The sequence below is a fragment of the Streptomyces roseoverticillatus genome (genome assembly GCF_000719265.1).
Taxonomy (GTDB): Bacteria; Actinomycetota; Actinomycetes; order Streptomycetales; family Streptomycetaceae; genus Streptomyces; species Streptomyces roseoverticillatus.
This window is the reverse complement of the sequence record NZ_JOFL01000006.1, coordinates 309,253-331,979: the sequence shown is the minus strand read 5'-3', so window position 1 is coordinate 331,979 and position 22,727 is coordinate 309,253. Positions and strand designations below refer to the sequence as shown.

General features: G+C 73.7%; 16 protein-coding genes and 1 pseudogene. 10 read left to right on the top strand and 7 right to left on the bottom strand.

Going from position 1 to position 22,727, the window contains the following annotated elements:
- Nucleotides 1-23: 23 nt before the first annotated feature.
- Nucleotides 24-1,232, bottom strand: coding sequence for a DUF6777 domain-containing protein (locus IF61_RS0108670; protein WP_052392522.1), 1,209 nt, complete (start codon nt 1,230-1,232; stop codon nt 24-26).
- 241 nt (nt 1,233-1,473) lie between these two features.
- Between IF61_RS0108670 and IF61_RS0108665 the strand changes: the two genes are divergently transcribed.
- Nucleotides 1,474-2,763, top strand: coding sequence for a streptophobe family protein (locus IF61_RS0108665; RefSeq protein ID WP_052392521.1), 1,290 nt, complete (start codon nt 1,474-1,476; stop codon nt 2,761-2,763).
- A 494-nt stretch (nt 2,764-3,257) separates the two neighbouring features.
- Here IF61_RS0108665 and IF61_RS0108660 read toward each other — a convergent pair whose 3' ends face one another.
- The 3 genes from IF61_RS0108660 to IF61_RS0108650 are packed head-to-tail and all read right to left on the bottom strand — an operon-like array spanning nt 3,258 to nt 7,145.
- Complete coding sequence (locus tag IF61_RS0108660; RefSeq protein ID WP_030365691.1) at nt 3,258-4,193, bottom strand: serine/threonine-protein kinase; 936 nt, start codon at nt 4,191-4,193, stop codon at nt 3,258-3,260.
- On the bottom strand, nt 4,193-4,723 hold the full coding sequence (locus IF61_RS0108655; RefSeq protein ID WP_052392520.1) for a hypothetical protein: 531 nt from the start codon (nt 4,721-4,723) through the stop codon (nt 4,193-4,195). The genes IF61_RS0108660 and IF61_RS0108655 overlap by 1 nt, the downstream gene beginning before the upstream one ends.
- A 13-nt stretch (nt 4,724-4,736) precedes the next feature.
- Complete coding sequence (locus tag IF61_RS0108650) at nt 4,737-7,145, bottom strand: FHA domain-containing protein (RefSeq protein ID WP_030365689.1); 2,409 nt, start codon at nt 7,143-7,145, stop codon at nt 4,737-4,739.
- A gap of 97 nt (nt 7,146-7,242) precedes the next feature.
- Between IF61_RS0108650 and IF61_RS0108645 the strand changes: the two genes are divergently transcribed.
- The 3 genes from IF61_RS0108645 to IF61_RS0108635 all read left to right on the top strand — a co-directional run bounded on the left by IF61_RS0108645 (nt 7,243) and on the right by IF61_RS0108635 (nt 10,939).
- The gene (locus IF61_RS0108645; RefSeq protein ID WP_030365688.1) at nt 7,243-7,671 is read left to right on the top strand and encodes a gamma-glutamylcyclotransferase family protein; all 429 of its coding nucleotides are present in this window, start codon (nt 7,243-7,245) and stop codon (nt 7,669-7,671) included.
- A gap of 362 nt (nt 7,672-8,033) precedes the next feature.
- Nucleotides 8,034-9,818 carry a M4 family metallopeptidase gene (locus IF61_RS0108640; RefSeq protein WP_052392570.1) on the top strand — a complete coding sequence of 595 codons (1,785 nt, stop codon included), beginning with the start codon at nt 8,034-8,036 and terminating at the stop codon, nt 9,816-9,818.
- 182 nt (nt 9,819-10,000) lie between these two features.
- On the top strand, nt 10,001-10,939 hold the full coding sequence (locus IF61_RS0108635) for an alpha/beta fold hydrolase (protein WP_245684448.1): 939 nt from the start codon (nt 10,001-10,003) through the stop codon (nt 10,937-10,939).
- A gap of 35 nt (nt 10,940-10,974) precedes the next feature.
- On the opposite strand, the pseudogene IF61_RS0108630 reads toward IF61_RS0108635, so the two are convergent.
- Both IF61_RS0108630 and IF61_RS0108625 read right to left on the bottom strand, forming a co-directional pair.
- A pseudogene (locus tag IF61_RS0108630) lies at nt 10,975-11,211 on the bottom strand (WhiB family transcriptional regulator); the annotation flags it as partial.
- Between the two features lie 112 nt (nt 11,212-11,323).
- Complete coding sequence (locus tag IF61_RS0108625) at nt 11,324-12,721, bottom strand: M6 family metalloprotease domain-containing protein (protein ID WP_211264846.1); 1,398 nt, start codon at nt 12,719-12,721, stop codon at nt 11,324-11,326.
- A gap of 187 nt (nt 12,722-12,908) precedes the next feature.
- On the opposite strand from IF61_RS0108625, the gene IF61_RS0108620 reads away from it, so the two are divergent.
- Nucleotides 12,909-13,607 carry a TetR/AcrR family transcriptional regulator gene (locus tag IF61_RS0108620; protein ID WP_030365683.1) on the top strand — a complete coding sequence of 233 codons (699 nt, stop codon included), beginning with the start codon at nt 12,909-12,911 and terminating at the stop codon, nt 13,605-13,607.
- 109 nt (nt 13,608-13,716) lie between these two features.
- On the top strand, nt 13,717-15,168 hold the full coding sequence (locus tag IF61_RS0108615; protein ID WP_052392518.1) for an amino acid permease: 1,452 nt from the start codon (nt 13,717-13,719) through the stop codon (nt 15,166-15,168).
- A gap of 9 nt (nt 15,169-15,177) precedes the next feature.
- On the opposite strand, the gene IF61_RS0108610 is transcribed toward IF61_RS0108615, so the two are convergent.
- A complete protein-coding gene (locus tag IF61_RS0108610; RefSeq protein WP_030365681.1) occupies nt 15,178-16,107 on the bottom strand; it encodes an AraC family transcriptional regulator in 930 nt (309 codons plus the stop codon).
- Nucleotides 16,108-16,203: 96 nt separating this feature from the next.
- Between IF61_RS0108610 and IF61_RS0108605 the strand changes: the two genes are divergently transcribed.
- From IF61_RS0108605 to IF61_RS0108590, 4 genes are all read left to right on the top strand, one after another.
- Complete coding sequence (locus IF61_RS0108605; RefSeq protein ID WP_030365680.1) at nt 16,204-17,214, top strand: zinc-dependent alcohol dehydrogenase family protein; 1,011 nt, start codon at nt 16,204-16,206, stop codon at nt 17,212-17,214.
- 71 nt (nt 17,215-17,285) lie between these two features.
- Nucleotides 17,286-18,221, top strand: a complete 936-nt coding sequence (locus IF61_RS0108600; RefSeq protein ID WP_030365679.1) for a cyclase family protein — start codon at nt 17,286-17,288, stop codon at nt 18,219-18,221.
- Nucleotides 18,222-18,300: 79 nt separating this feature from the next.
- The gene (locus IF61_RS0108595; protein ID WP_030365678.1) at nt 18,301-21,180 is read left to right on the top strand and encodes a SpoIIE family protein phosphatase; all 2,880 of its coding nucleotides are present in this window, start codon (nt 18,301-18,303) and stop codon (nt 21,178-21,180) included.
- 37 nt (nt 21,181-21,217) lie between these two features.
- The gene (locus tag IF61_RS0108590) at nt 21,218-22,726 is read left to right on the top strand and encodes a sugar ABC transporter ATP-binding protein (protein WP_030365677.1); all 1,509 of its coding nucleotides are present in this window, start codon (nt 21,218-21,220) and stop codon (nt 22,724-22,726) included.
- The last annotated feature ends 1 nt before the right edge of the window (nt 22,727 follow it).

The following is a 22,727-nucleotide window of genomic DNA, read 5'->3' as shown; positions in this document are numbered from 1 at the left end:
GGCCCGCCGGGCGGCGGCTCCGCTCATGCCGCCCCTCCGGGTCCGGCGAGCCCGCGGTTCTGCGGCCCGTAGGCGGGGCCGGGCTCGGTCGCCGGCGGCTTCTGCGGGGACGGCGGGGCCGTGGAGGGGGGCGGCGGGGCGGACGAGGACGGCTTCGACGGCTCGCCGCTGCCCGGCTCCTCCGACCCCTGCGAGGCCGGACCGGACGGCATGGCGCCGCCGGGCTTGGGGACCGGGCGGTCGCTCCCCCCGTCGGTGCCGACCGGCCGCTCGAACCACCGGCCGGTCACGGGGTCGTACACCACGATGACGTAGACGACGGTCGTGGCCTGGGTGACGGCGACCACGTTCGACGACTTGTACGCGCCCCAGCCCTCGCCCTTGGTCTTCGGGCTGCCCTTGGCCGCGACGGGCGGGCCGAGCGGGTTGCCGCAGGCGCAGCGCACGCGCGGCATGCCCCGGTTGTCGACCAGGACGGCCGTGCCGGCCTGCAGGACGGACTGGAACGTGGTGGCCGCGCCGTCCTTGTAGCCGTGGTTGGTGACCCGGGTGTCGGAGCGCAGCTGCAGGGGCGTCAGGCCGCGCAGGTAGCGCGGGATCTCACCCTGCTGGATGCCCGCGGCGCTCGCGAAGGCGCGGGACTTGGCCTGGTCGTCGCCGAGGTAGCGGATCTGGCGCTCGACGTCGCAGCTCGCCGCGTTCTGCGTGCCGCCGTAGAGGCCCGGTGTCGAGCCCTGGTACGTACGGGTGCCGCCCTCGGAGGGGGTGGCGGGGGCGGCGGTCGTCTCCTTGGTGCCCGTGTCCTTGGCCGTGGACGCGGTGAACGGGTCGTTGCCGTGGGCCGACGCGGCCTGCAGGAAGACCTCCCCGCCGCCTTCCGGGCGGAGGAAGAAGACCACGAGCGCCGCCGCGGCGACCAGGACGCCCGCGAGGAGGGCGACCTTGGGGGCGGAGCGCCACCAGGCCCTGCCCGGCTCCCCCGCGGGAGGGGGTGCGCCGTGGGCGCCGGACGGCGGGGCCGGCGGGCCGGGCGGCTCCGGCGGCTGCGCGCCCGTGGGGCCGCTGATCCGGGTGGAGCCCTCGCCCGACGGGGTCGAGTGCCAGTCGGGGCGGGTGGGCTCGGCAGGCGGTCCGGCCGGGCCGGGGCTGCCGGACCCGCTCCCTCCGCCGCCGGACAGGGGGCCGGAGGGCGGGCCGGTGGGCCGGTCTTCTGACGGTGGTTCGGACGACACGGGCCCTGCTCCTCCGCTTTTGTCCTCATCAGCATGCTTACGGGCTCATTGTGTGCCGCAAACCGGCGCGGCCCGCAAGCGGGGTTCCCTCCGGGAAGGATGGGGTTCGCGACGGGCGCGGGTCGGGCGCACGGCGCTCGCCCTCGACAGGTGGGGCGGGCCGCACGGGCGTACGTTGGGCTTCCGGGCCTCCCCGCCGGAGGCCGGGTGTCCGACCGTCGACGACGCACGCGGAGGCAGTGTGAGCCAGCCGCCCGGGGGCGCGCCCTCCTCCGTCCGCGCCTGGGGGGACGCCCTCGCCGCCGTCGCCGCCGGGGTCGCCGCGATGTTCGCCGTCGCCGCGCTCGGCCTGTGGGCGGCCGGAGCCGGCGGGCTGCCGGGCGGAGCGTTCCCCTCGGTGACGGCGGCCACCGTCGTCACCGCCGTCGGCGGCACGGTGGAACTGTCCGGCGACGCGGGCGTCCTGGGCCGTACGGGGGCGGGCATCGCCGTCGTCCCGCTGTCGGTGACCCTGGCCGGCGCGGTCGCCCTCGCCGTCGTCTTCCTGCTCCCGCTGCGGCACCACGCCGTGACGAGCGGGCGCGGGCTGCTCGCCCGGGTCGCCCGGACGGCCGTCCTGTGGCTGCTCGCCCTGCTGCTCATCACCCTCGGCGCGCGCCACGACTTCCGGATCGACCTGGGCGACTCGCTCCTCGGCGACATCGGCGAAGCCCTCGACGTCGCCCCCCGCGTCGGCTTCCGCGCGGCCCTCGGGCCCACGCTCGGCTACGGCCTGCTGTGGCTGCTCGTCCTGCTCGCCGTCGCCGTGGCGGCCTCCCGCAAGACGCCCCTGCCGTCGCGGCTGCTGCGCTTCCAGGACCCCGTGCGGCCCGTGGCGTTCGCCATGGTCGTGCTGCTGCTGGGTTACGTGCTGCTCGGACTCGTCATCGGACTCGTCTCCGCCGCCGTCCGGGGACACCCCGGGGAGACGATGGCCGTGCTCCTGCTCGGCCTGCCCAACCTGGCCTGGACGGCGTTCGGCCTCGGCCTCGGCGGGTCCTGGGACGGCCGCGTGCCCGGCACGTCCCTCGGGCTGCCCATGCCCAAGCCGCTCACGGCGGTGCTCCGCGAGCGCGGCGACCAGCCGTCCACGCTCAGCGTCTCCTCGCTGGCCCAGCACGACGGGCGGGCGTGGCTCCTCGTGGCCGTCGCCGCGATCGCCCTGCTCGCGGCGGCGTTCCTGATGGCCGCGCGGTCACCGGCGACGACGCGGCCGTGGGAGCACGCGGTGCAGCTGGGTGCCGCGCTGGCGGTCACCCTGTTCGTCATCGGCACCTTCACCCGCATCTCGGCCCGCTTCGGCCTGTCGATCCTCGGCATCACCGACATGTCCGCCTTCGGCGGCGAGATCGCCTTGCGGCCGCACCTGTTGACGCTGGTGGGGCTGGGCTTGCTGTGGGGCGCGGTGGCGGGCTTGGCGGGAAGCGTCCTGTCCCGCCGGGTCCGGCGCCGGGGCCCTGCCGGCGAGCCCGGGAGCCCTGAGCCGAGCTGAGTCCGGCACCGCCGCTTGCCTGCGGCACCCGCCGGATCCCCGCCCGAGGTGAACACGGCACCGCCGGACCAGTTGGCGGTGGTTGCTCACCACGGCGGCGGAGTGGGATGGGCACGGCCCGGAACTCAAGCCAGGGGCGCCAGGGCCCTTGGCCGAGGCAGGCCCGGCACCGCCGAAACGGTCCACGGTAGTTGCGCGCCGCGGCGGCGGGGTGAGACGGGCGCGGCCCGGAACTCAGGCCGAGGGCACCCCGGGCCCTCGGTACGGCACCGCCGGAACGGTCCGCGGTGTTACGCGCCGCGGCGGCGGCGTCGGGTGGCACATCCGCTGAAGCGGCCGGCCACCTGTTCCCCCGCCGCGACGGCGAGCAACCACGACGCCGCTGTCCGGCGGTGCCGGACCGGCCGTTCCCCGAAGCAAGAGCCGCAGCCCCACGTGCCGGCCCGGCCGTTCCCCGGAGCAAGAGCGCAGCCCCGGCGGCAGCCGACCCGCCGTCAGGCACCCCGCTCCGGGAACACCACCCCCGCCCACCCCGGCGGCTCCGGGACCCGTCTTGCGCCCGGTGGCGCCGCCGTCGCCGTTCTCAGCGCCGCGATGAACCGCAGGCAGCTGTCGAAACGTTCGTCCGGGGTTTTGGCCAAGGCCTTGGCCAGGACGTCGTCGGCCGCGGCCGGCAGGCCCGGGACGCGTTCCGACAGCCGCGGCGGCGCGTCGTACTGGTGTGCCCACAGCAGCGCCATGTCGTCCTCGCGCCGGAACGGCGGCGCTCCCGTGAGCATTTCGAAGACGACGCACCCCAGGCTGTACACGTCGCACCGCCCGTCGACCGGCTTCCCCGCGATCTGTTCGGGCGCGACGTAGTCCAGGGTGCCGACGAACTGGCCCACACGGGTGTACCCGGTCAGGGACAGGGATTTCTTCGTCAGCCCGAAGTCGGTGAGGTACACGTGCTCGGGGTGGTCGCTGTCGGTGCCCTCCGCCACGAGGATGTTGCCGGGCTTGACGTCCCGGTGGACGAGGTCGTGCGCGTGGGCCGCGTCGAGCGCGGAGGCGACCTGGCCGGCGATGCGGCAGACCACGACGGGCGGCAGCGGCCCGTCGCGGTCGAGCAGGGCGCGCAGGTCGAGCCCGGCCACGTACCGCATGGCGATGTAGAGCACCCCGTCGGCCTCCCCGGCCTCGAACACGGGGACGATGTGCGGGTGGTCGATGGCCGCGGCGACGCGCGACTCGTGCCCGAAGCGCTGACGGAAGGTGTCGTTGCGGGCCAGTTCGGGGGCGAGCAGTTTGAGCGCGACGATCCGGCCGAGCCGCAGGTCGCGGGCGCGGTAGACGACGGCCATGCCGCCGCGGCCCAGTTCGTCCTCCACCTCGTAGCCGGCGATGCGGCGGCCGGCCGGCTCGGCGGGCGGGTCCCCGGCCGGGGCCATCAGCGGTCACCGCCGGGCCCGGCGGTGGACGCGAGCGCGGCCATGGCGGTGCCGTCGCAGTAGCACCACAGGTCGCGTTCGGCGTCGTAGAGCCAGAGGGCGTCGCCGTCGACGACGGCCCCGACGCGCAGGCCCCGGGTCGTGCGGCCGAAGGTCTCGGTGTCCGTGCGGCCGGCGGCGAGGTCCTCCATCGCCCGGCGGTACTGACCGAGGGTCTCCTGGACGCGGGTGAGGAGCGTGCGGGCGTCTTCCGTCCGGACGAGCGGGCCGCCGGCGGCGGGCGGGCCCTGGGGGAGGACGACGAGGAGCCGGGCGTCGGTCCAGGCGGCCCAGCCGTTGGAGCAGAGCACCTGGCCCCAGTCGCCGCGCCGCTCCACGAGCCGTACGGGCAGGAGCGGGTCGAGCGGTGCGGTGGGCTCGGCCCCGTCGGGGGCGGTCCAGGTGGCGAGCCCGTCGGGGGGCACGACGTGGGTGGGCAGGAAGCCGGGGATGCCGGACGCGCCGCCGGGCGCCATGGGGACCGTGCTCATCGCTGCGTCTCCGTCACTTCCGCATGACCGCGGGTTCGTGGCGGCGCAGGAGGCGGGCCACCAGGAGGGCGTACACGAGGGCCAGGACCAGCATCATGCCCATGTCCAGCAGCCAGATGCCGGCGGCGTGCCGGAAGAGCGGGTCGCCTCCCCCTGCCGACGGCGGGAGCTGTCCGGCGGCCGGCGGGATGCGGGTGAAGTCGATCGTGGAGCTCATGGCCGCCAGCGCCCATCGCGAAGGCACCAGCCAGGACAGCTGTTCGAGCGCCAGCTTGTTGTTGAGCTCGATCATGCCGCCGCAGAAGACGACCTGGACCAGGGTGATGAGGACCAGCAGCGGCATGGTGACCTCTTCCCTGCGGACGATCGCCGACACGAGCAGGCCGAGCAGCATGGACGTGAACGACAGCACCGCCAGGGCCAGGATCATCTCGAGGAGGGGCGGCATGAGGACGCCCCGGCCGTGGGGCGCGCGGGTGTCCACCCCGCCGAGGCCGACGACGGCCAGGACGATCGCCTGCGTCACCGTGATCACGCCCAGGACGATGACCTTCGACATCACGTAGGCGGACCTGGACAGGCCCACGGCTCTTTCGCGCCGGTAGATGACCCGTTCCTTGACGAGTTCGCGCACGGCGTTGGCGGCGCCCGTCAGCACGCCTCCCACGCACAGGATCAGCAGGGCGGTGTTGGCCTTGTCGGCGGAGGCGAAGCGGGTGCCCGAGGACAGCCGGGCCATCGCGCCGGTGACGAACGGCAGCACGATCATGATGATCAGGAAGGTGCGGTCGGTGCTCAGCGCCCGCACGTAGCGGCGCATCAGGGTCGACAGCTGGGCGCCCCAGCTCTGGGGCTTGGGCGGTGCGGACGCGGGCTCCGCCTCCGCGGCGGACGGCCCGGCGGGGCGCGGCTGCGCGGCGGCGGTCTCGACGTACTGCCGGTACTGGGTCGAGGCGCGGTACTCCCCCGGCCAGTCCCGGTCCTTGTCGTTCTCGAAGGCCTCGAACGCCTCGGGCCACTCCTTGAACCCGAAGAAGCCGAGCGTGTCCCCGGGCGGCCCGTAGAAGGCGGTCCGCCCGCCGGGGGCGAGGACGAGCAGCCGGTCGCAGACGTCCAGGCTGAGCACGCTGTGGGTGACGACGATGACGGTGCGGCCGTCGTCGGCGAGGGTGCGCAGGGTGTTCATGACGGAGCGGTCCATGCCGGGGTCGAGGCCGGACGTCGGCTCGTCGAGGAAGAGCAGGGAGGGCTTCGTCAGGAGTTCCAGGGCGACGCTGACGCGCTTGCGCTGCCCTCCGGAGAGGCTGTGGATGGGCTGGTCGGCGCGCTGTTCGAGGCCCAGTTCGCGGATGACCTCCTCGACGCGGGCCAGGCGTTCGGCCTTGGCGGTGTCGCCGGGGAAGCGCAGTTCGGCGGCGTAGGACAGGGCGCGGCGCACGGTGAGCTGGACGTGCAGGATGTCGTCCTGGGGGACGAGGCCGATGCGGGCGCGTAGTTCGGCGTAGTCGCGGTACAGGTCGCGGCCGTCGTAGAGCACCGCGCCCTGGTCGGCGGGGCGCAGCCCGGTGAGGGCGTTGAGGAGGGTGGACTTGCCGGAGCCGCTGGGGCCGACGACGGCGAGCAGGGACTTCTCCTCGACGGGGAAGGAGACGCCGTCGAGGAGCCGCTTGCGGCCCTGTTCGGCGTCGACGTGGACGCACAGGTCCTGGACGTCGAGGGAGATCTCGCCGCTGTCGACGTACTCCTGGAGCTGGTCGCCGACGAGGCAGAAGGCGGAGTGGCCGATGCCGATGATGTCGCCGGGGAGCACCGGGGCGCGGCGCACGGGGTGACCGTTGAGGAAGGTGCCGTTGTGGCTGCCGAGGTCGACGATCTCGTAGTCGCCGCCGGGCCCCGCGCGCAGTTCGGCGTGACGCCGGGAGACCACCAGGTCGTCGACGGTCACCTCGTTGTCGGGCCCGCGGCCGATGCGGATGGTGCGGGAGGGCAGAGGGCGTACGGAGGTGGGCTGGCGGAAGGTGCCGGTGGCGGCGGGCTGCGACACGGAGGTCGGGCGCTCCCCGAGTGACGCCGGGGGCGGAGGGGGCGGCGGTGCCGGAGGCGGGGCGCTCTTGAGGACGGCGGCGGGCCCGTCGGAGGGGCTGCCGAAGCGCAGGACGGTGCCGGGGCCGATGTCGAGGAGCTGCACCCGCCGGCCTTCGGCCCAGGTGCCGTTGGTGCTGCCGGTGTCCTCGACGGTCCAGTGGTCCGCGACCGGGCGCAGCACGGCGTGGTGCCAGGAGACCCGGGCGTCGTGCAGCACGATGTCGCTCTGCGGGTCGCGCCCCACCTGGTAGACGCGGCTCGGAGTCATCGTCTGCGAGCCGCCGTCGGACTCGACCACGAGTTCGGGGGCGGAGGGCACGACGGGCCGCTCTCCCATACCGGTAATTTTACGGCGGGCCGCCCTCCCCCGCCTTCCGGCGGCGTGGGGCGGCCGAGACGGCTGGGGCGCGCGAGGACGGCGGAGGGAGCCCGGGATGGCGGCGGAGCAGGAGCGGCTACCGGTGTTCGTCTACGGGACGCTGCGGCCCGGTCAGGCCAATCACGGCCGCTTCCTGCGGGGCCGCACGGTGGCGGAGGAGCCGGCGCGGCTGCGGGGCGCTGTGCTGTTCGAGGGCCCCGGGTACCCGTACGCCGTGGCGGAGCCGGGCGGCGAGGTCCGCGGCGAGCTGGTCCGGGTGGTGCCCGGTGTCTACGCGGCGGTGCTCGCGTCCCTGGACGAGCTGGAGGGCTGCGCTCCGGACGGCACGGGCGAGATGTACGTACGGGTCGTGCGGCCGGTGCTGGCCGAGGGCGGGGAAGGCGCGGTCCGCGCCTGGGTGTACCTCGCGGCGGAGCGGACGGCGCGGCGGCTGCGGGCGGCGGGGACGCGGGTGACGGGCGGGAGCTGGCCCGGGGCGCAGTAGCCCTGCGTCTCACATTCCGGGACGCCGACGATCATCGGCAACCTTCACTCCGCGGCCCGCATCTTGACCTGCAGCTGACACCAAGTCACCACATAGGTACCTTCCGTTCGGTCATTGTTAACAGTTGATCAACTGTCCGGACATCACGCCTATCTGATCTTTTCATGCCCATGCCAGTGCGGGCAGAGTCCTCCGCGGGACCACAGGTTCCCGCGGTGCGCGAGTGACGGCACCGCGTGCATGCAGGCGGCCGGGCACGCCCCGAACCGCCCTCGACGCAAAGGGCGCTGAACTTGCGTACAACCCCCACAACCCACAACCGAATACTCGCCGTCGCCGTGGCCGTCGTGGCCGCGGCCACCATGGCGGGCACCGCGTCCGCCGCCCCGTCCCAGTCCGTGGACAAGGTCAGCGACGCGACCCGGGACCGGGCCCGCGAGTCGGCCGCCGACTCCTCCTTCAACGCGGCCGCCCTCGCCGCCAACGCGGAGACCGTGAAGGCGGCCACCGCCGCGGCGCTCGCCCACGCGGACGCCACGGGCGTCGGCAAGAACGAGACGCTCCGGGTCAAGGACACCCTCGTCGACCCCGAGGGCAAGCGCCACGTCCGCTTCGTCCGCGCCTACCAGGGCGTCCCCGTGGTCGGCGGCGACCTCGTCGTCCACCTCGACGCCAAGAAGAACTACCTCGGCGTCACCCGGGCCATCAAGCACCGGGTCGCCGTGCCCTCGGTCGCCCCGAAGCTGACCGCGCCGCAGGCCGCGGCCAAGGCCGCGCAGTCCGTGTCCGGCAAGGCCGCGAAGACCGAGCTCGTGGTCGACGCGCGGAGCACCGAGCCGGTCCTCGCCTACCGCGTGACCGTCACCGGCGGCGGCAAGGCCGAGACGGGCGTCAGCCACAGCGTCGTCGTGGATGCCGGCAGCGGCAAGGTCATCAGCAGCACGCCGCTCAGCGACGGCTTCATCTCCCCCCGCCTGAAGGCCACTCTCCGCGACCAGGGCCGGAAGGCGGAGCCGCGCAAGAACACGAAGTCCGCGCCGCCGGCCAAGGCGCAGCCCGGCGCCGGGTTCCCGGCCCAGGCGAGCGGCACCGGCGCCTCGTTCTTCGCCGGCGACGTCCCGCTGACGACGACGCAGACCGCCAAGGACTCCTTCACCCTCAAGGACCCGAGCCGCGGCGGCGGCGAGACCCGCGACGCCGGGGCCAAGGAGCTCGACTCCTTCGCCTCCGGCAAGGTGCTCACGGACTCCGACAACCGCTGGGGCAACGGCACCACCACGGACGCCGCCACCGCCGCCGTCGACGCGCAGTACGGCATCACCAGCACGTACGACTACTACAAGGCCACGTTCGGCCGGAACGGCATCAAGAACGACGGCGCCGGCCCGCGCGCCCTCGTGCACTTCGGCGACAAGGTCGGCAACGCCTTCTGGTCGCCCGAGTGCGGCTGCATGCTCTACGGCGACGGCGACGGAGAAACGTTCAAGCAGCCGCTGGTGGCCCTGGACGTGACCGGCCACGAGCTCAGCCACGGCGTGATCGAGGCCACCGCCGACTTCCAGCCCACGCGGGTGGACGCGCGCCAGAACCAGTTCGGCGAGGCGGGCTCGCTCAACGAGTCGCTCGCGGACATCTTCGGCGCGGGCGTGGAGTTCCGCACGAACAACGCCGGCAACCCGCCGAACTACCTGCTCGGCGAGAAGCTCGGCCTGGAGCAGAAGTTCCTGCGCCGCATGGACAAGCCGTCGCTGGACGTCCTCGAGGGCACCGTCGACTACTGGGACGAGGGCTCCTACGACCGCGAGGTGCACGCCGGCTCCGGCGTCTCCTCGCACGCCTTCTACCTGCTGGCCGAGGGCAGCGGCAAGAAGACCATCGGCGGCGTGGAGTACGACTCCGCCACGCACGACGGCAAGGCGGTCACCGGCATCGGCCGGGAGAAGGCGCAGCAGATCTTCTACCGCGCGCTGACCCGCTACATGGTCTCGACCACCGACTTCCACGAGGCCCGCACCGCCACGCTGCAGGCCGCCGCGGACATGTACGGCGAGCAGAGCACCGAGTACAAGGCGGTCGACGCCGCCTGGGCCGGGGTGAACGTGACCGCCGCCAACACCCCCAAGGAGGGGCCGGCCGTCAAGCGCTGACGGCGGCGAGCGTCCCCGCCCGGCCGGTTCCCCCACGCGCTGTGCGCCGGGGGAGCCGGCCGGGCCGGTGTGATCCACAACCCATGGCCCGGCGAAGTGGATGTTGTTATCGTCGACGCCACCAGAGAGTTGGGTGTTCAAACTCACCCGGCGCGCCACTGGCCGACGACAAGGGGGAGCAAGTGCCGGCATACGCAGAGAACGCAGAGAACGCGGCGACGGTCACGGACGCCGAGGAGCTCAAGGCTCTGAACGCGGAGCTCGCGGCGTCCCTCGAAGGCGGTTTCACCAGCGAGTACGCCGATGTCAACGGCGTCCGGCTGCACTACGTGACCGGCGGTCAGGGCGATCCGCTGGTGCTGCTGCCCGGCTGGCCCGAGACGTGGTGGGAGTACCGCAAGGTCATGCCCGCGCTCGCGGCCCGCTTCCGCGTGATCACCGTCGACATCCGCGGCATGGGCGGCTCCAGCAAGCCGCGGTCCGGCTTCGAGAAGAAGTCAATGGCCCGCGACATCCTCGAGCTCGTCCGCCACCTCGGCCACGAGAAGGTCCGCATCGCCGGGCACGGCATCGGCGCCATGGTCGCCTTCGCCTACGCCGCGAACCACCCGGAGGCCACCGAGAAGGTGGCCATCCTCAACACCACGCACGCGGACCAGAGCTACTACGAGTTCCCCATGCTGCCCAAGTCCGGCGACAAGGGCCCGCACCGCTGGTGGCTCGCCTTCAACCAGGTGGCCGACTTCCCGGAGCAGATCCTCACCGGCCGCTACCGCCACATCATCGACTACATGTTCGGCCTCAGCCTGGTGAACCCGGACAACATCACCGACCGGGACCGGGACATCTACGCCAAGGCGTACTCGTCGGCCGAGGCGATCCGGGCGAGCAAGGGCTGGTTCCAGTCCTACCAGCAGGACATCGCGGACTTCGAGTCGTACGACAAGATCTCCGTGCCGATGCTCGGCCTCGCGTACGGGACGTTCTTCGAGTACATGAGCCGGGTGTTCCCCCAGCAGGGCACCGACGTCCGCATGGCCGAGATCGAGGGCAGCCGCAACTACCTGGTCGAGGAGCAGCCGGAGGCCGTCACGCGCGCCCTTCTGGAGTTCTTCGGCTGAGCCGCCGGCCGGACCCGCCCCGCGGGTGACGCTCCGCGCCGGGTCCCCGCGGCCCGGCGCAGCGTCCGCCGCTCGGCCTCGCTCGTCCCGCCCCACACGCCGCTCTCCTGCCCGGACTCCAGCGCCCAGCGCAGGCAGTCCTCCCGCACCGGGCAGCGGCGGCAGACCGACTTGGCGTCCTCGGTCTGGACGACGGCGGGGCCCCGGCTGCCGACGGGGAAGAAGAGTTCGGGATCCTCGTGGAGGCACGCGGCGTACTGTCGCCAGTCCATGTGGCGATCCATGTGGCTGTCAGTCCCTTCGATCGCGGTCGGGCGGCCCCTCCCTCACTTCTCCGCGTTACCCGTGATGCGCCGGGTAAGCCTCACTGGATGCCGGCAGGCCTCACTCCATGTGGATGTCGACGCCCATCTCCTTGTCCCCGGGGTTCCCCTGCACCTCGATGGTGACGCCGGAGAACTTCCCGCCCGGCAGGTTGAGCGCGGGCTTCGTCGACTCGCCGAGGGTCGCGTTGCCCAGGGAGGGGTAGAGGTCGTCGGAGTCGCCCCGGTTGCCGCGTCCGAAGATCGCGCCGAGGTCGCGCCTGCCGTCGGCCTGCATCAGCTCGATCGCCAGGCGGTCCTCGCGGTTGACGTCCTTGATGGCCTCGTCGACGACGTACACGGCCATGCCCTCGTCGGGGAGGGCCGTGTCCTGCCCGCGGCGGCGCCGGTACTCGACGATGAGGTACTGCAGGTCCGTCATGGTGTCGGGGTTCTGGACGAAGAGCAGGTCACCGCTCTCCGCCGCCGGGCGGAGCACCACGTCCTTGGTCGTCGCGGAGATGCTCCGCGGCGCGACCCAGTTGTGGAACATGCGGAGCATGCCGTTCGGGAGGGCCGGTGTGAGGCCGTGGTTTCCCCAGTTGCCCGAGGCCATCAGGCAGTAGTTGCCGAGGCCGTTGGACTTGGTCGCCTCCAGCTGGCCCGTGTCGTAGTAGTCCGCGAAGCCGGCGGCCAGGTGGCCCCATTCGTGGGCGCAGACGCCCATGGCGCAGTCCTCCGGCACGGTGAGGAAGGTCTCCACCTTCAGACCGGGAGCGACCTTCATGCCGTCCGGGATGCCCCACTTGAGGCTCCAGAGCTCGTCGAGGCCCTCCGGGCCGTCGATCTCCTCCGCTCCGCGGCTCGCGTGGACGACGAAGAGTGCGGTGACCGTCTTCTCGCCCAGCACGTCGAAGGGCGTGAAGTCGACGCCCTCCTCCAGGGCGATCCGGACCGCGTCCCGCGCCATTCCCTGTGAATTGCGGGGGAAGGTGTTCTCGTTCAGGCCGGAATTCCCGTCCGCGTAGAAGGACAGCGGCTGCGGCAGGCGGAACCAGCCGTGGACCTCGCCCTGGACGTCGATGCCGTTCTCGCCGAACGACTGGAACCCGCTCACAGTGCGGTAGTAGTCGCGCATGCTGCCGGTCGGCAGGGCGTTCGTGCTGAACAGCAACTGCTCGTAGTGGCCCGGGCGGTGGGTCGCGTCGTGCGGGTGGTCGGGGAAGTCCACCAGGAGCACCAAGGTGTGGACGGTCCCCTTCAGCTTCTTGGAGGGCCGCGCGATGAGCTCGCGGCCGGCGAAGGCCGGCCCGACCCCGGCGGCGCCGTCGTCGAGGCCGACGCGCTTCTCGCCGCGCCGGGAGGAGCGCCAGACCGAGTAGTAGTCCTCGAAGGTGGTGCCCTTCGGCAGCCGGCCCAGTGCCACCAGGTCGAGGTAGCGGGTGTAGAGCCGGGCCAGGGCGTCGGGGGAAAGCGGCACCGGGCAGGGCCGCGTCATACAGGCGTGTCGCATGGCGATCACTCACCGGAGTCGTTCGATCACACGATTGTGCGTATATTTATCAGGCAAATATACGGTTTCCGTTTATGCTGTATATGTACAAGCTCATCCCGGTTCCCACCCTTTGTCAAGGGCGGGATCGCCCCGCCGAGGGGAGGCCGTCGCCATGGCTGCCCGCACCCGCCTCACCCGGGACCGCGTCATCGACGCAGCACTGCGCGTCGTGGACGACGAGGGGCTCGACGGCCTGAGCATGCGCCGGGTCGCCGACGAGCTCGGCGTCGAGACGATGGCCCTCTACCGGTACACGCCGAGCAAGGACGAGCTGCTCGACGGCCTCGTCGAGAGGCTGTTCATCGAGCTGGAGCAGAGCCTGGGCAGCACCCCGTTCGGCCCGGCGGCCCTCACCGCCGGGGACGCCGAGACCGCTCCTCCGTGGCGCGAGGCGCTCGTCGGCGTCGCCCGGGCGATGTACCGCGTCGCGCTCGCCCACCCGCACGTCGTGCCCCTTATGGCGCTCCGGCCGTTCACCGTCCCCCTGACCCGGCGGCCGCCGGCGGTGCTCCGCGCCCACGAGCGGCTGCTGACCCGGCTGGAGCGGGCCGAGCTGGGCGAGCGCGCCACGCTGGAGCTGTACCGCGCGTGGATCTCCTGGGTGCTGGGCTACATCGTCACCGAGCTCCGGGAGTTCGTGGACAATCCGGAGGAGTCCGATCCCGCCTTCCGGCTCGGGCTGCACCGGCTGCCCGTCAAGGAGTTCCCACGGCTCCGGGCCCTCGGGCCCGGGCTGGCCGCCCGCGGCGGCGAGGAGCAGCTCGCCGCCGGCGTCACCGCGCTCATCGACCGCTTCGCGCCACCGGCCTGACGGAGCGGCACTGACCGAGCCGACCTGACAGAGCGGACGGCGTCCAGGGGTGCCGCACCCCGCCGGCCGGTAGGTAAGTGGTTCCACGGCAGTGCCCCGTGCACTCCCCATGAGCCACAGGACGGTCAGCATGCTCGCGCCCTCCCCCGACGGCACCGCCCGGGCCGCCCCGGACACCACCACCGCGCCGGCCGGCCCGGCCGCCGCGCTCCCGCGCGGCCTCAAGCAGCGTCACCTGTCCATGATCGCGCTGGGCGGTGCCGTCGGGGCGGGCCTGTTCGTCGGCTCCGGGGTGGGGATCAGGGCCGCGGGGCCCGCGATCGTCGTCGCCTACGTCCTGGCCGGCGGCCTGGTGCTGCTGGTCATGCGGATGCTGGCCGAGATGTCCGCCGCCGACCCGGCCACGGGCTCCTTCTCCGTGCACGCGGCCAAGGCGCTCGGCCCCTGGGCCGGCCTGACGGCGGGGTGGCTGTACTGGTCGCTGCTGGTGGTCAGCGTCGCCGCGGAGGCGATCGGGGCGGCGGACATCATGACGGGCCTGGTCCCGGGCATACCCGGCTGGACGTGGATGACCGTCTTCATGGCCGCCTTCACCGGCAGCAACCTGGCCGCCGTCCGGCGCTTCGGCGACCTCGAGTTCTGGTTCGCCGGGCTGAAGGTCACCGCCATCTGCGTCTTCCTCCTGCTGGGGGCGCTCGCGGTGGCGGGCCTCCTGCCGGGCACCGCCGCGCCGGGCACCGCGCACCTCACCGGCCACGGCGGCTTCATGCCCCACGGGTGGCACGGGCTCGCCCTCGGCCTCGTCGCGGCGGTCTTCGCGTACGGCGGGCTGGAGACCGTCACGATCGCCGCGGCCGAATCCGCCGACCCGGTCAGGGCGGTGGGCCGCGCCGCCAGGACGGTCGTCTGGCGCATCTGCCTCTTCTACATCGGCTCCATGGCCGTCATCGTGACCCTGCTGCCCTGGGACAGCGACTCCGCACGCACCGGCCCGTACAGCGGCGCCCTGGAGCGCATCGGGGTCCCCGGCGCCGGGCGCGCCATGGACGCCGTGGTCCTCGTCGCCCTGCTGTCGGCGATGAACGCCAACATCTACGGCTCGTCCCGCATGCTCTACTCCCTCGTGCACCGCGGCGACGCGCCCCGCGCCCTCGGCCGCGTCACCCCGGGCGGCGTTCCGCGGGGCGCCGTCCTCGCCTCCTCCGCGTTCGGTTTCGTGGCGGTCGTCCTCAGCGTCGTCTGGCCGGACAGCGTCTTCCGCTTCCTGCTCAACGCCGTGGGGGCCACCATTCTGATCGTCTGGTTCCTCATCGGCCTGTCCCAGCTGCGCCTGCGCCGCCGCCGCGCCCGGCGCGGGGATCCGGAACCGCCGGTGCGCATGTGGCTGTTCCCCCACCTCACCCGGCTGGCGCTGCTCGGGATCGGCGCCGTCCTGGTGGTGATGGCCCTCGAACCGGACTCCCGTACGCAGGTCCTGTGCACGGGGACCTGGGCAGCGGTGCTGATCGTGTGCGGTCTGGTGAGAGGGCGCGCGAGGACGGGACGCGGCAGGGCAGGCTGACCAGGCGGCTCAGGCCGGGCGGGCGGTCCCTTCCTTGCGGTAGCGGCCCGGCGCCACCCCGTACTCGCGCTTGAACGCCTTGGCGAAGGCGAACTCCGAGGTGTATCCCGACCGTTCGGCGACGGTGCGCAGCGGGGCGTCGCCCCCGCGCAGCAGCCGGCCCGCCGTCGTCATGCGCCACCAGGTCAGGTAGGCGAGCGGCGGCTGGCCGACCAGCGCGGTGAAGCGGCGGGCGAAGGCGGCGCGGGAGAGCGCCGCCCGGGCGGCGAGTTCCCCGACCGTCCAGGGCCGCGCCGGATCGTCGTGGATGGCGTGCAGCGCGGCCGTGACGGCCGGGTCGCTCAGGGCCGCCGCCCACCCGGAGGTCTCCTCGGGGCGCTCGGTCAGCCACCAGGTGCGCAGCAAGTAGAGCAGCAGGGTGTCGAGGAGCGCGGGCACGACGGCGTCGGATCCGGGCTGGGGGTCGGCCAGTTCGGCGCCGAGCAGGCCGACGGCGGCGCGCAGCCGGTCGTGGGCGCCGATGCGGGCCGGAAGGTGGATGAACGGCGGCAGGTCGGCGAGGAGGGGGTGCGCCCGCGTCTTGTTCAGCCGGTAGGCGCCGCAGAGCATGAGGGTGTCGTCGCCGTTGACGGGCCCTCGGTCACGGATCGACGGCCAGGAGCCGTCCGCCTTGAGCCGGGCGTCCTCCAGCGGGGTGCCGGGGTGGTCGGCGAGGCCGTGCCCGTAGCCGTGGGCCAGGAAGACGACGTCGCCCGGGCCGAGGCGGACGGGTTCGGCGCCGCCGGGCGGCAGCAGCCAGGCCGATCCCTGGAGGACCACGTGGAAGCCGGCGCCGTCGGAGGCCGGGAAGCGGACGCCCCAGGGCGCGCGCTTGACGGAGCGCGAGGAGTGGGGAAGCCCGGTGCGCATGGCGGCGATCGCGTCGCTCAGTACGTCCATGGCGGCACCCTACCGTCGTGATCACGAGACGCTGGGACATAACCAGGAGGTTTGTGGATATGGATCGTCTCCCGCCGCCTCCGTACGGTCGTTCTCATGACAACTTCTTCTGCAGGCAAGGCAGTCACCAAGGCGGTTCTCTTCCATGAGCTCGGCGGTCCCGAGGTCCTGAAGGTCGAGGAGGTGCCGCTGGCGCAGCCCGGGCCCGGCGAGGTCCTCTTCCGTGTCGAGGCGATCGGCCTCAACCGGGCCGAGGCCCTCTTCCGTGCGGGCGCTTACTACTACCAGCCGACGCTGCCCGGGTCCCGGCTCGGCTACGAGGCGGCCGGGGTGGTCGAGGCGGTCGGCGAGGGCGTGACCGGGTTCTCGCCCGGCGACGCGGTGATGTCCGTTCCCGCCTTCGACTTCGGCGTCCACGGGGTGTACGGCGAGCGCGCCGTCCTGCCCGAGGAGGCGCTGGTGCGCCGGCCCGAGGGAGCGGACGCGGTGACGTCCGCGGCGATGTGGCTGACGTACTCGACGGCGTACGGCGGCATGGTGGAGACCGGCGGCCTGGCCCCCGGCGACCATGTGGTGATCACGGCCGCGTCCAGCGGCGTCGGCACGGCCGCGATCCAGACGGCCCTGCGGATCGGCGCGATCCCGATCGCCGTCACGCGCGGTGAGGCCAAGCGGGAGCGGCTGCTGGAGCTCGGCGCCGCCCATGTGATCAGCGCCGGCTCCGAGGACCTCGTGAAGGAGGTCAAGCGGATCACCGGTGGCCGGGGCGCGGAGCTGGCCTTCGACGCGGTGGGCGGCCCCGGCTTCGCCGCCGTCGGTGACGCCCTCGTGCCCGGCGGTACGGCGGTGATCTACGGCACGCTGGACCGGCGCCCCGTCCAGCTGTCGATGAACTGGCCGCTCAGCGTCCACGGGTACTCCAACGGCGCCCACTCCCGGGACGCGGCCTACCGCCGCCGCTCCGCCGCCTTCATCGGTTCGGGCCTGGCGAGCAGCGCGCTGGCGCCCGTGATCGCCGAGACCTTCGACGGCCTGGACCGCATCACGGACGCGCACCGCCTGATGGACTCCAGCACGTTCACCGGCAAGATCGTGGTCACCGTATGACGGCGTGAAGAGGCCCGGGAGGCGCCTCCCGCCCGCGCGCGCCGCGGGCAGGGCCGTCGAAGAATGGGGGGATGAGCAGCGCGACGAGCAACGGCCCGGCCGTCTCCCGGCGGGAGTTCGACGCGCTGTTCGAGAGGGTCCGTACGTGGGGCCGCTGGGCGGCCGCCGAGCGCGGGGCCTGGAACCGGGTGGATGCGGACCGCGTCCGGCGGGCGGCCGCCCTGGTGCGGTCCGGGACCGTCGTCCCGCTGGGCCGGCCGTGGGACACGGCGGCCGGCCCGGACAACCGCAGGCCCGCCCTGCACTACATGTCCGACCTGGGTGACGTCGAGCCCTCCGAGCCCTCCACCCACAAGGACTTCGTGGGCGCCGACTTCCACGGCAAGGGCATCACTCATCTGGACGCCCTGTCCCACGTCGCCTATCGCGGCCGGCTCTACGGCGGCGGCGCGGCGCGCGAGCTCGTCGGCGCCGGGGGTGCCCGCTTCGGCGGCGTCGGGGCGCTCGGCCCCCTGGTGACCAGGGGCGTGCTCCTCGACCTGCCCGCCGTACAGGGGGTCACCTGGCTGGAGCCGGGGCAGGCCGTGCGCGCCGGGGACGTCGCCGCCGCGGAGGAGGCTCTGGGCGTGGAGATCGGCGAGGGCGACGCCGTGCTGCTGCGGACCGGCCGCTTCCGGCGCCGCCGGGAGCTGGGCCCCTGGGACGCGGACGCGGCTTGCGCGGGGTTCCACGTGGACGCCGTGCCGCTGCTGGCCGGGCGCGGGATCGCCCTGCTGGGCGGCGACGGCGACAGCGACGTGCGGCCGTCGCCGGTCGAGGGCGTGCACTCGCCGGTCCACACGCTCGCCGTCGCGGCGATGGGCGTGCCGCTGCTGGACAACGCCGACGTCGAGGAGCTCGCGGCCGCCTGCGCGGACACAGACCGTTACGAGTTCCTGCTCCTCGTGTCCCCCTTGAACGTCCCGGGCGGTACGGGCTCGCCCGTCAACCCGGTCGCTGTCCTGTGACCAGGGATCCCCTATGTCCGCAAAGTTCTAAAATGGAACATCGGTGCAGGCGCGCAGAGCGTACGGGGAAGTGATCCGGATGGGGCTCGTGACGGACGACCTCGGCCCCATACTCGCCCGCGAGCAGTTCTTCGCGGGCGCGCCGGTCGTGGGTGCCGTGCGCAGCCCGATCATCGATTCGTGGCAGCGGAGCCGGTCCCTGGGGCTCTCTCCGGACGGCTGCGAGCTCCCGTACCTCCAGGACATCGACCTCGACGGCCGCCTCGTCCGCGCCGCCGCTCCCGTGCTGGACCGCCTGCAGGCCCGGTTCACGGGCCGGAACATGAACGTGGCCCTGGCCGACGGGCGCGGGGCGGTGCTGCAGCGCCGCTTCGGCGACGCCTCCATGGTCCGGCGGCTGGCCGCGATCCAGAGCGTCCCCGGCTTCGTCTTCGCCGAGAAGTACGCCGGGACCAACGGCATCGGCCTGGCCCTCGCGGACCGGCGCCTGGTCAACGTCTACGGCGCCGAGCACTTCGCCGAGCGCTCCCAGTCGAACGCCTGTGCCGCCATTCCGATCCGGGACCTGCTCAACGGCCGTATAGAGGGAGTCCTGTGCTTCGGATTCCCCCGCACCGACGCTGACGCGTCGCTGGACATCGTGATCCGCAAGGCGGCCGGCGCCATCGAGCGGCGGCTGCTGGAGCAGAGTTCGGCGCGCGAGCGCGCCCTGCTGCAGGCCTACCTCGACGCCAGGCACCGCGCGCCCGCCGGGGCCACGGCCGTCAACGGGCAGCTGGGCGAGCCGCTCACGAGCGGCCTGGACTGGCGGGACCGGATGATCCTGGAGGAGCGGGCCACCGAGCTGATCGCGTCGGCCCAGCGGGCCGCCGCCGAGGTGTCGCTGCCCGGCGGCCGGCGGGTCACCCTGCTGAGCCGCCCGGTGACCACCGCCTCCGGAGTGGAGGGCGTGGTCGTCGAGGCTGTGCTCGGCACACGGCAGGAGCCCCTCACGGTCGCCCGCGAAGCCGGGACCGGGACCGCGGCCGTCCCCTCCCCCGCAACCGCGGCCGCCGCGCCCGGCCTCCTGGCCGAGCAGGCCCTCGCCCGCTTCGCCCCGCTGCCCGCCCGGCCCGCGGCGACGGCCCGCGCGCCGGGCCCGGCGGCACCCCCCGGCGCCGGCCGCTCCCCCGCCGCCGCGGCCGGCGGTCTGCTGCTGGTCGGGGAGCCGGGCGTGGGCAGGCACGCCGTGGCGGCGCGGCGCCGCCTGGAGCTGCTGTCCGAGGCGAGCACCCGGATCGGCACCACCCTGGACGTGAGCCGCACCGCCCGCGAACTCGCCGAGATGGCCGTCCCGCGCCTGGCCGACTTCGTCACCATCGACCTCCCCGAGGCGGTGCTGCGCGGCGACGAGCCGTCCGACCCCACCAAGGGCCTCCAGCGCACGGTGGTCCACGGCTTCCGCGGGGACTGCCCCTTCTACCCGGTCGGCGAGCCGGTCCACCTGCAGCCGACCACGCCTCAGCTCCGCTGCCTGACCAGCAGGCAGACCGTCCTGGAGCCCGACCTGCGGGACGCCCCGGGCTGGGTCTCCCAGGACCCCGTGGCCGCCCAGCGCATCCTCGCGCACAACGTCCACTCCCTCATCGCCGTCCCGCTGCTCGCGCGCGGCATCGCCCTGGGCATCGCGAGCTTCTACCGGGCGCGTGACCCCGCCCCCTTCGGGGACGACGACCGGTCGCTGGCGCAGGAGCTCGCCACACGGGCCGCCATCTGCATCGACAACGCCCGCCGCTACACGCGCGAGCACGCGATGGTCCTCGCCCTGCAGCACAGCCTGCTGCCGCAGGGCTTCCCCGAGCAGAACGCCGTGGAGGTCGCGCACCGCTACATGCCGGCCGAGTCCGGCGTCGGCGGCGACTGGTTCGACGTCATCCCCCTCTCCAGCGCCCGCGTCGCCCTCGTGGTCGGCGACGTCGTGGGCCACGGGCTGCACGCCGCCGCCACCATGGGCCGGCTGCGCACCGCCGCGCGCAACTTCGCCGAGCTGGACCTGCCCCCGGACGAGGTGCTCACCCACCTCGACAACCTCGTCGGGCGCCTCGACCGCGAGGAGGGCGGCGGCGACCCCTGCGCCGGCATCCCGGGCATCATCGGCGCCACCTGCCTGTACGTCATCTACGACCCCACCACGCAGGAGTGCACCATGGCCCGGGCCGGGCACCCGCCGCCCGCGCTGGTGCGTCCCGACGGCATCGTCACCTTCCCCGAGCTGCCCGCCGGTCCTCCGCTGGGGCTGGGCGGCCTCCCCTTCGAGACCGCGGAGTTCCTGCTGCCCGAGGGCAGCCAGCTGGTCCTCTACACCGACGGGCTGATCGAGGACCGCCGGCGTGACTTCGACACGGCCCTGGAGGACCTGCGCCGGGCGCTGTCGCACCCGAACCGCCCGCCCGAGGACACCTGCCGGGCCGTCCTGGAGGCCGTGGTTCCCAGCCACCCGGATGACGACATCGCCCTGCTGGTGGCCCGCACCCACGCCTTGGACCCGGACCGCATCGCCACCTGGGACCTGCCCGCCGACCCGGCGCTGGTCTCCTCCGTGCGCGCCGCCGTCACCCGCCGGCTGGCCGACTGGGGGCTGGAGGAGACGGCCTTCGCCGCCGAGTTGCTCCTCAGCGAGCTGGTCACCAACGCGATCCGGTACGGCTCCGGCCCCATCCAGGTGCGCCTGCTCTACGACCGCGCCCTGACCTGCGAGGTCGCCGACACCAGCAGCACCTCCCCGCACCTGCGCCACGCGGCGGCCACCGACGAGGGCGGCCGCGGCCTGTTCCTCGTCGCCCAGCTCTCCCAGTCCTGGGGGACCCGCTACACCCCGGAGGGCAAGGTCATCTGGGCGGAGTGCGCGCTGGAGGTGCCGGGAGGCAAGGCCGGGCCCGCCGCGCTGCGGATCGACCTCGACGACATCCCCGCCATCTGACGGCCCATCCGGGCCCCGAGGCGAAAGGGGTCGTAGCATGACGAACGTGCCGAACTCCCAGCCCCTCGTCCGCATCCGCGGGCTCGGCAAGCGGTTCGGCGGCACGCTCGCGCTCGACGCCGTCGACCTCGACATCGGCCGCGGCAGCGTCCTGGCCCTGCTCGGCCCCAACGGCGCGGGGAAGTCCACCCTCATCAAGGTGCTCGCGGGCGTCCACCGCGCGGACGCGGGCGAGGTGACCGTCGACGGGCACCCGCTCGGCACCGAGGCGGCCTCCCGCGCCATGTCGTTCATCCACCAGGACCTCGGGCTGGTCGGCTGGATGACCGTCGCCGAGAACATCGCGCTGGGCACCGGATACGCCCGCCGCGCGGGGCTGGTGTCCTGGCGGCGCACCCGCCGGCAGTGCACCGAGGCCCTGGGCATCGTCGCCGCCCACCTCGACCCGGACGCCGTCGTCTCCGGCCTCACCCGCGCCGAACGCTCCCTGGTGGCCATCGCCCGCGCCCTGTGCACCCGGGCCGGGCTCATCGTCCTGGACGAGCCGACCGCCAGCCTCCCGGCCGCCGACTGCGCCCGGCTCTTCGACGTCCTGCACGCCCTGCGCGACCGCGGGCGCGCCGTCGTCTTCGTCACCCACCGGATCGACGAGGTGTTCAAGGTCGCCGACGCCTTCGCCGTCCTGCGCGACGGCCGCATCGTCAGCCACGGCCCCCTCGCCGACTACCCCCCGGCCCGGCTCGTGCACGACATCGTCGGCCACGAACCGCGCGGCTACGCGTTCACCGCCCCCGCGGCCGGACCGGCCGTCCTCAGCCTGGACGGCGTGCGGACGGAGAGCACCGGACCGGTCAGCCTGGAGCTGCGCGCCGGTGAAATCCTCGGCATGGTCGGCCTCACCGGCGCGGGGCACATGGAACTGGGCCGCGCCCTCGCCGGCGCCCGCCCCCTGCTCGGCGGGAGCGCCCTGCTGGAGGGCCGGCCGTACCGGCCCGGCACGGTCACCGCCGCGGTGGACGCCGGCATCGGCTTCGTGACGAGCGACCGGCTGGAGGAGGGCTGCGCGGCGGAGCTGACCGTACGGGAGAACTTCCTGGCCAACCCCCGGGCGGGCGGGCTGCGGAGCGCCCACTGGATCAGCCCCCGGCGCGAACGCGCCGAGGCCGGCGTCCTCATGGAGCGGTTCGCCGTGCGCCCGCCGGACAGCGAGGTGCCGATCGCCACCCTGTCCGGGGGGAACCAGCAGAAGGTCATGATCGGCCGGTGGCTCGGGCCGCACCGGAACCTCCTGATCCTGGAGGAGCCGACCGCCGGGGTGGACGTCGGCGCCAAGGCGGCGATCTACCACCTGCTGCAGCACGCGCTGGCCGACGGCCTCGCCGTGCTGCTCATCTCCACCGACTTCGAGGAGGTCGCCGGCGTGTGCCACCGCGCCCTGGTGTTCGTCCGCGGGAAGGCGACGGCCGAGCTGAGCGGCGAGGCCCTCACCGTCACCGCGCTCACCCACGCGGCCTCGGCCATGGCCCCGCTCACCGGGACGCCGTGAC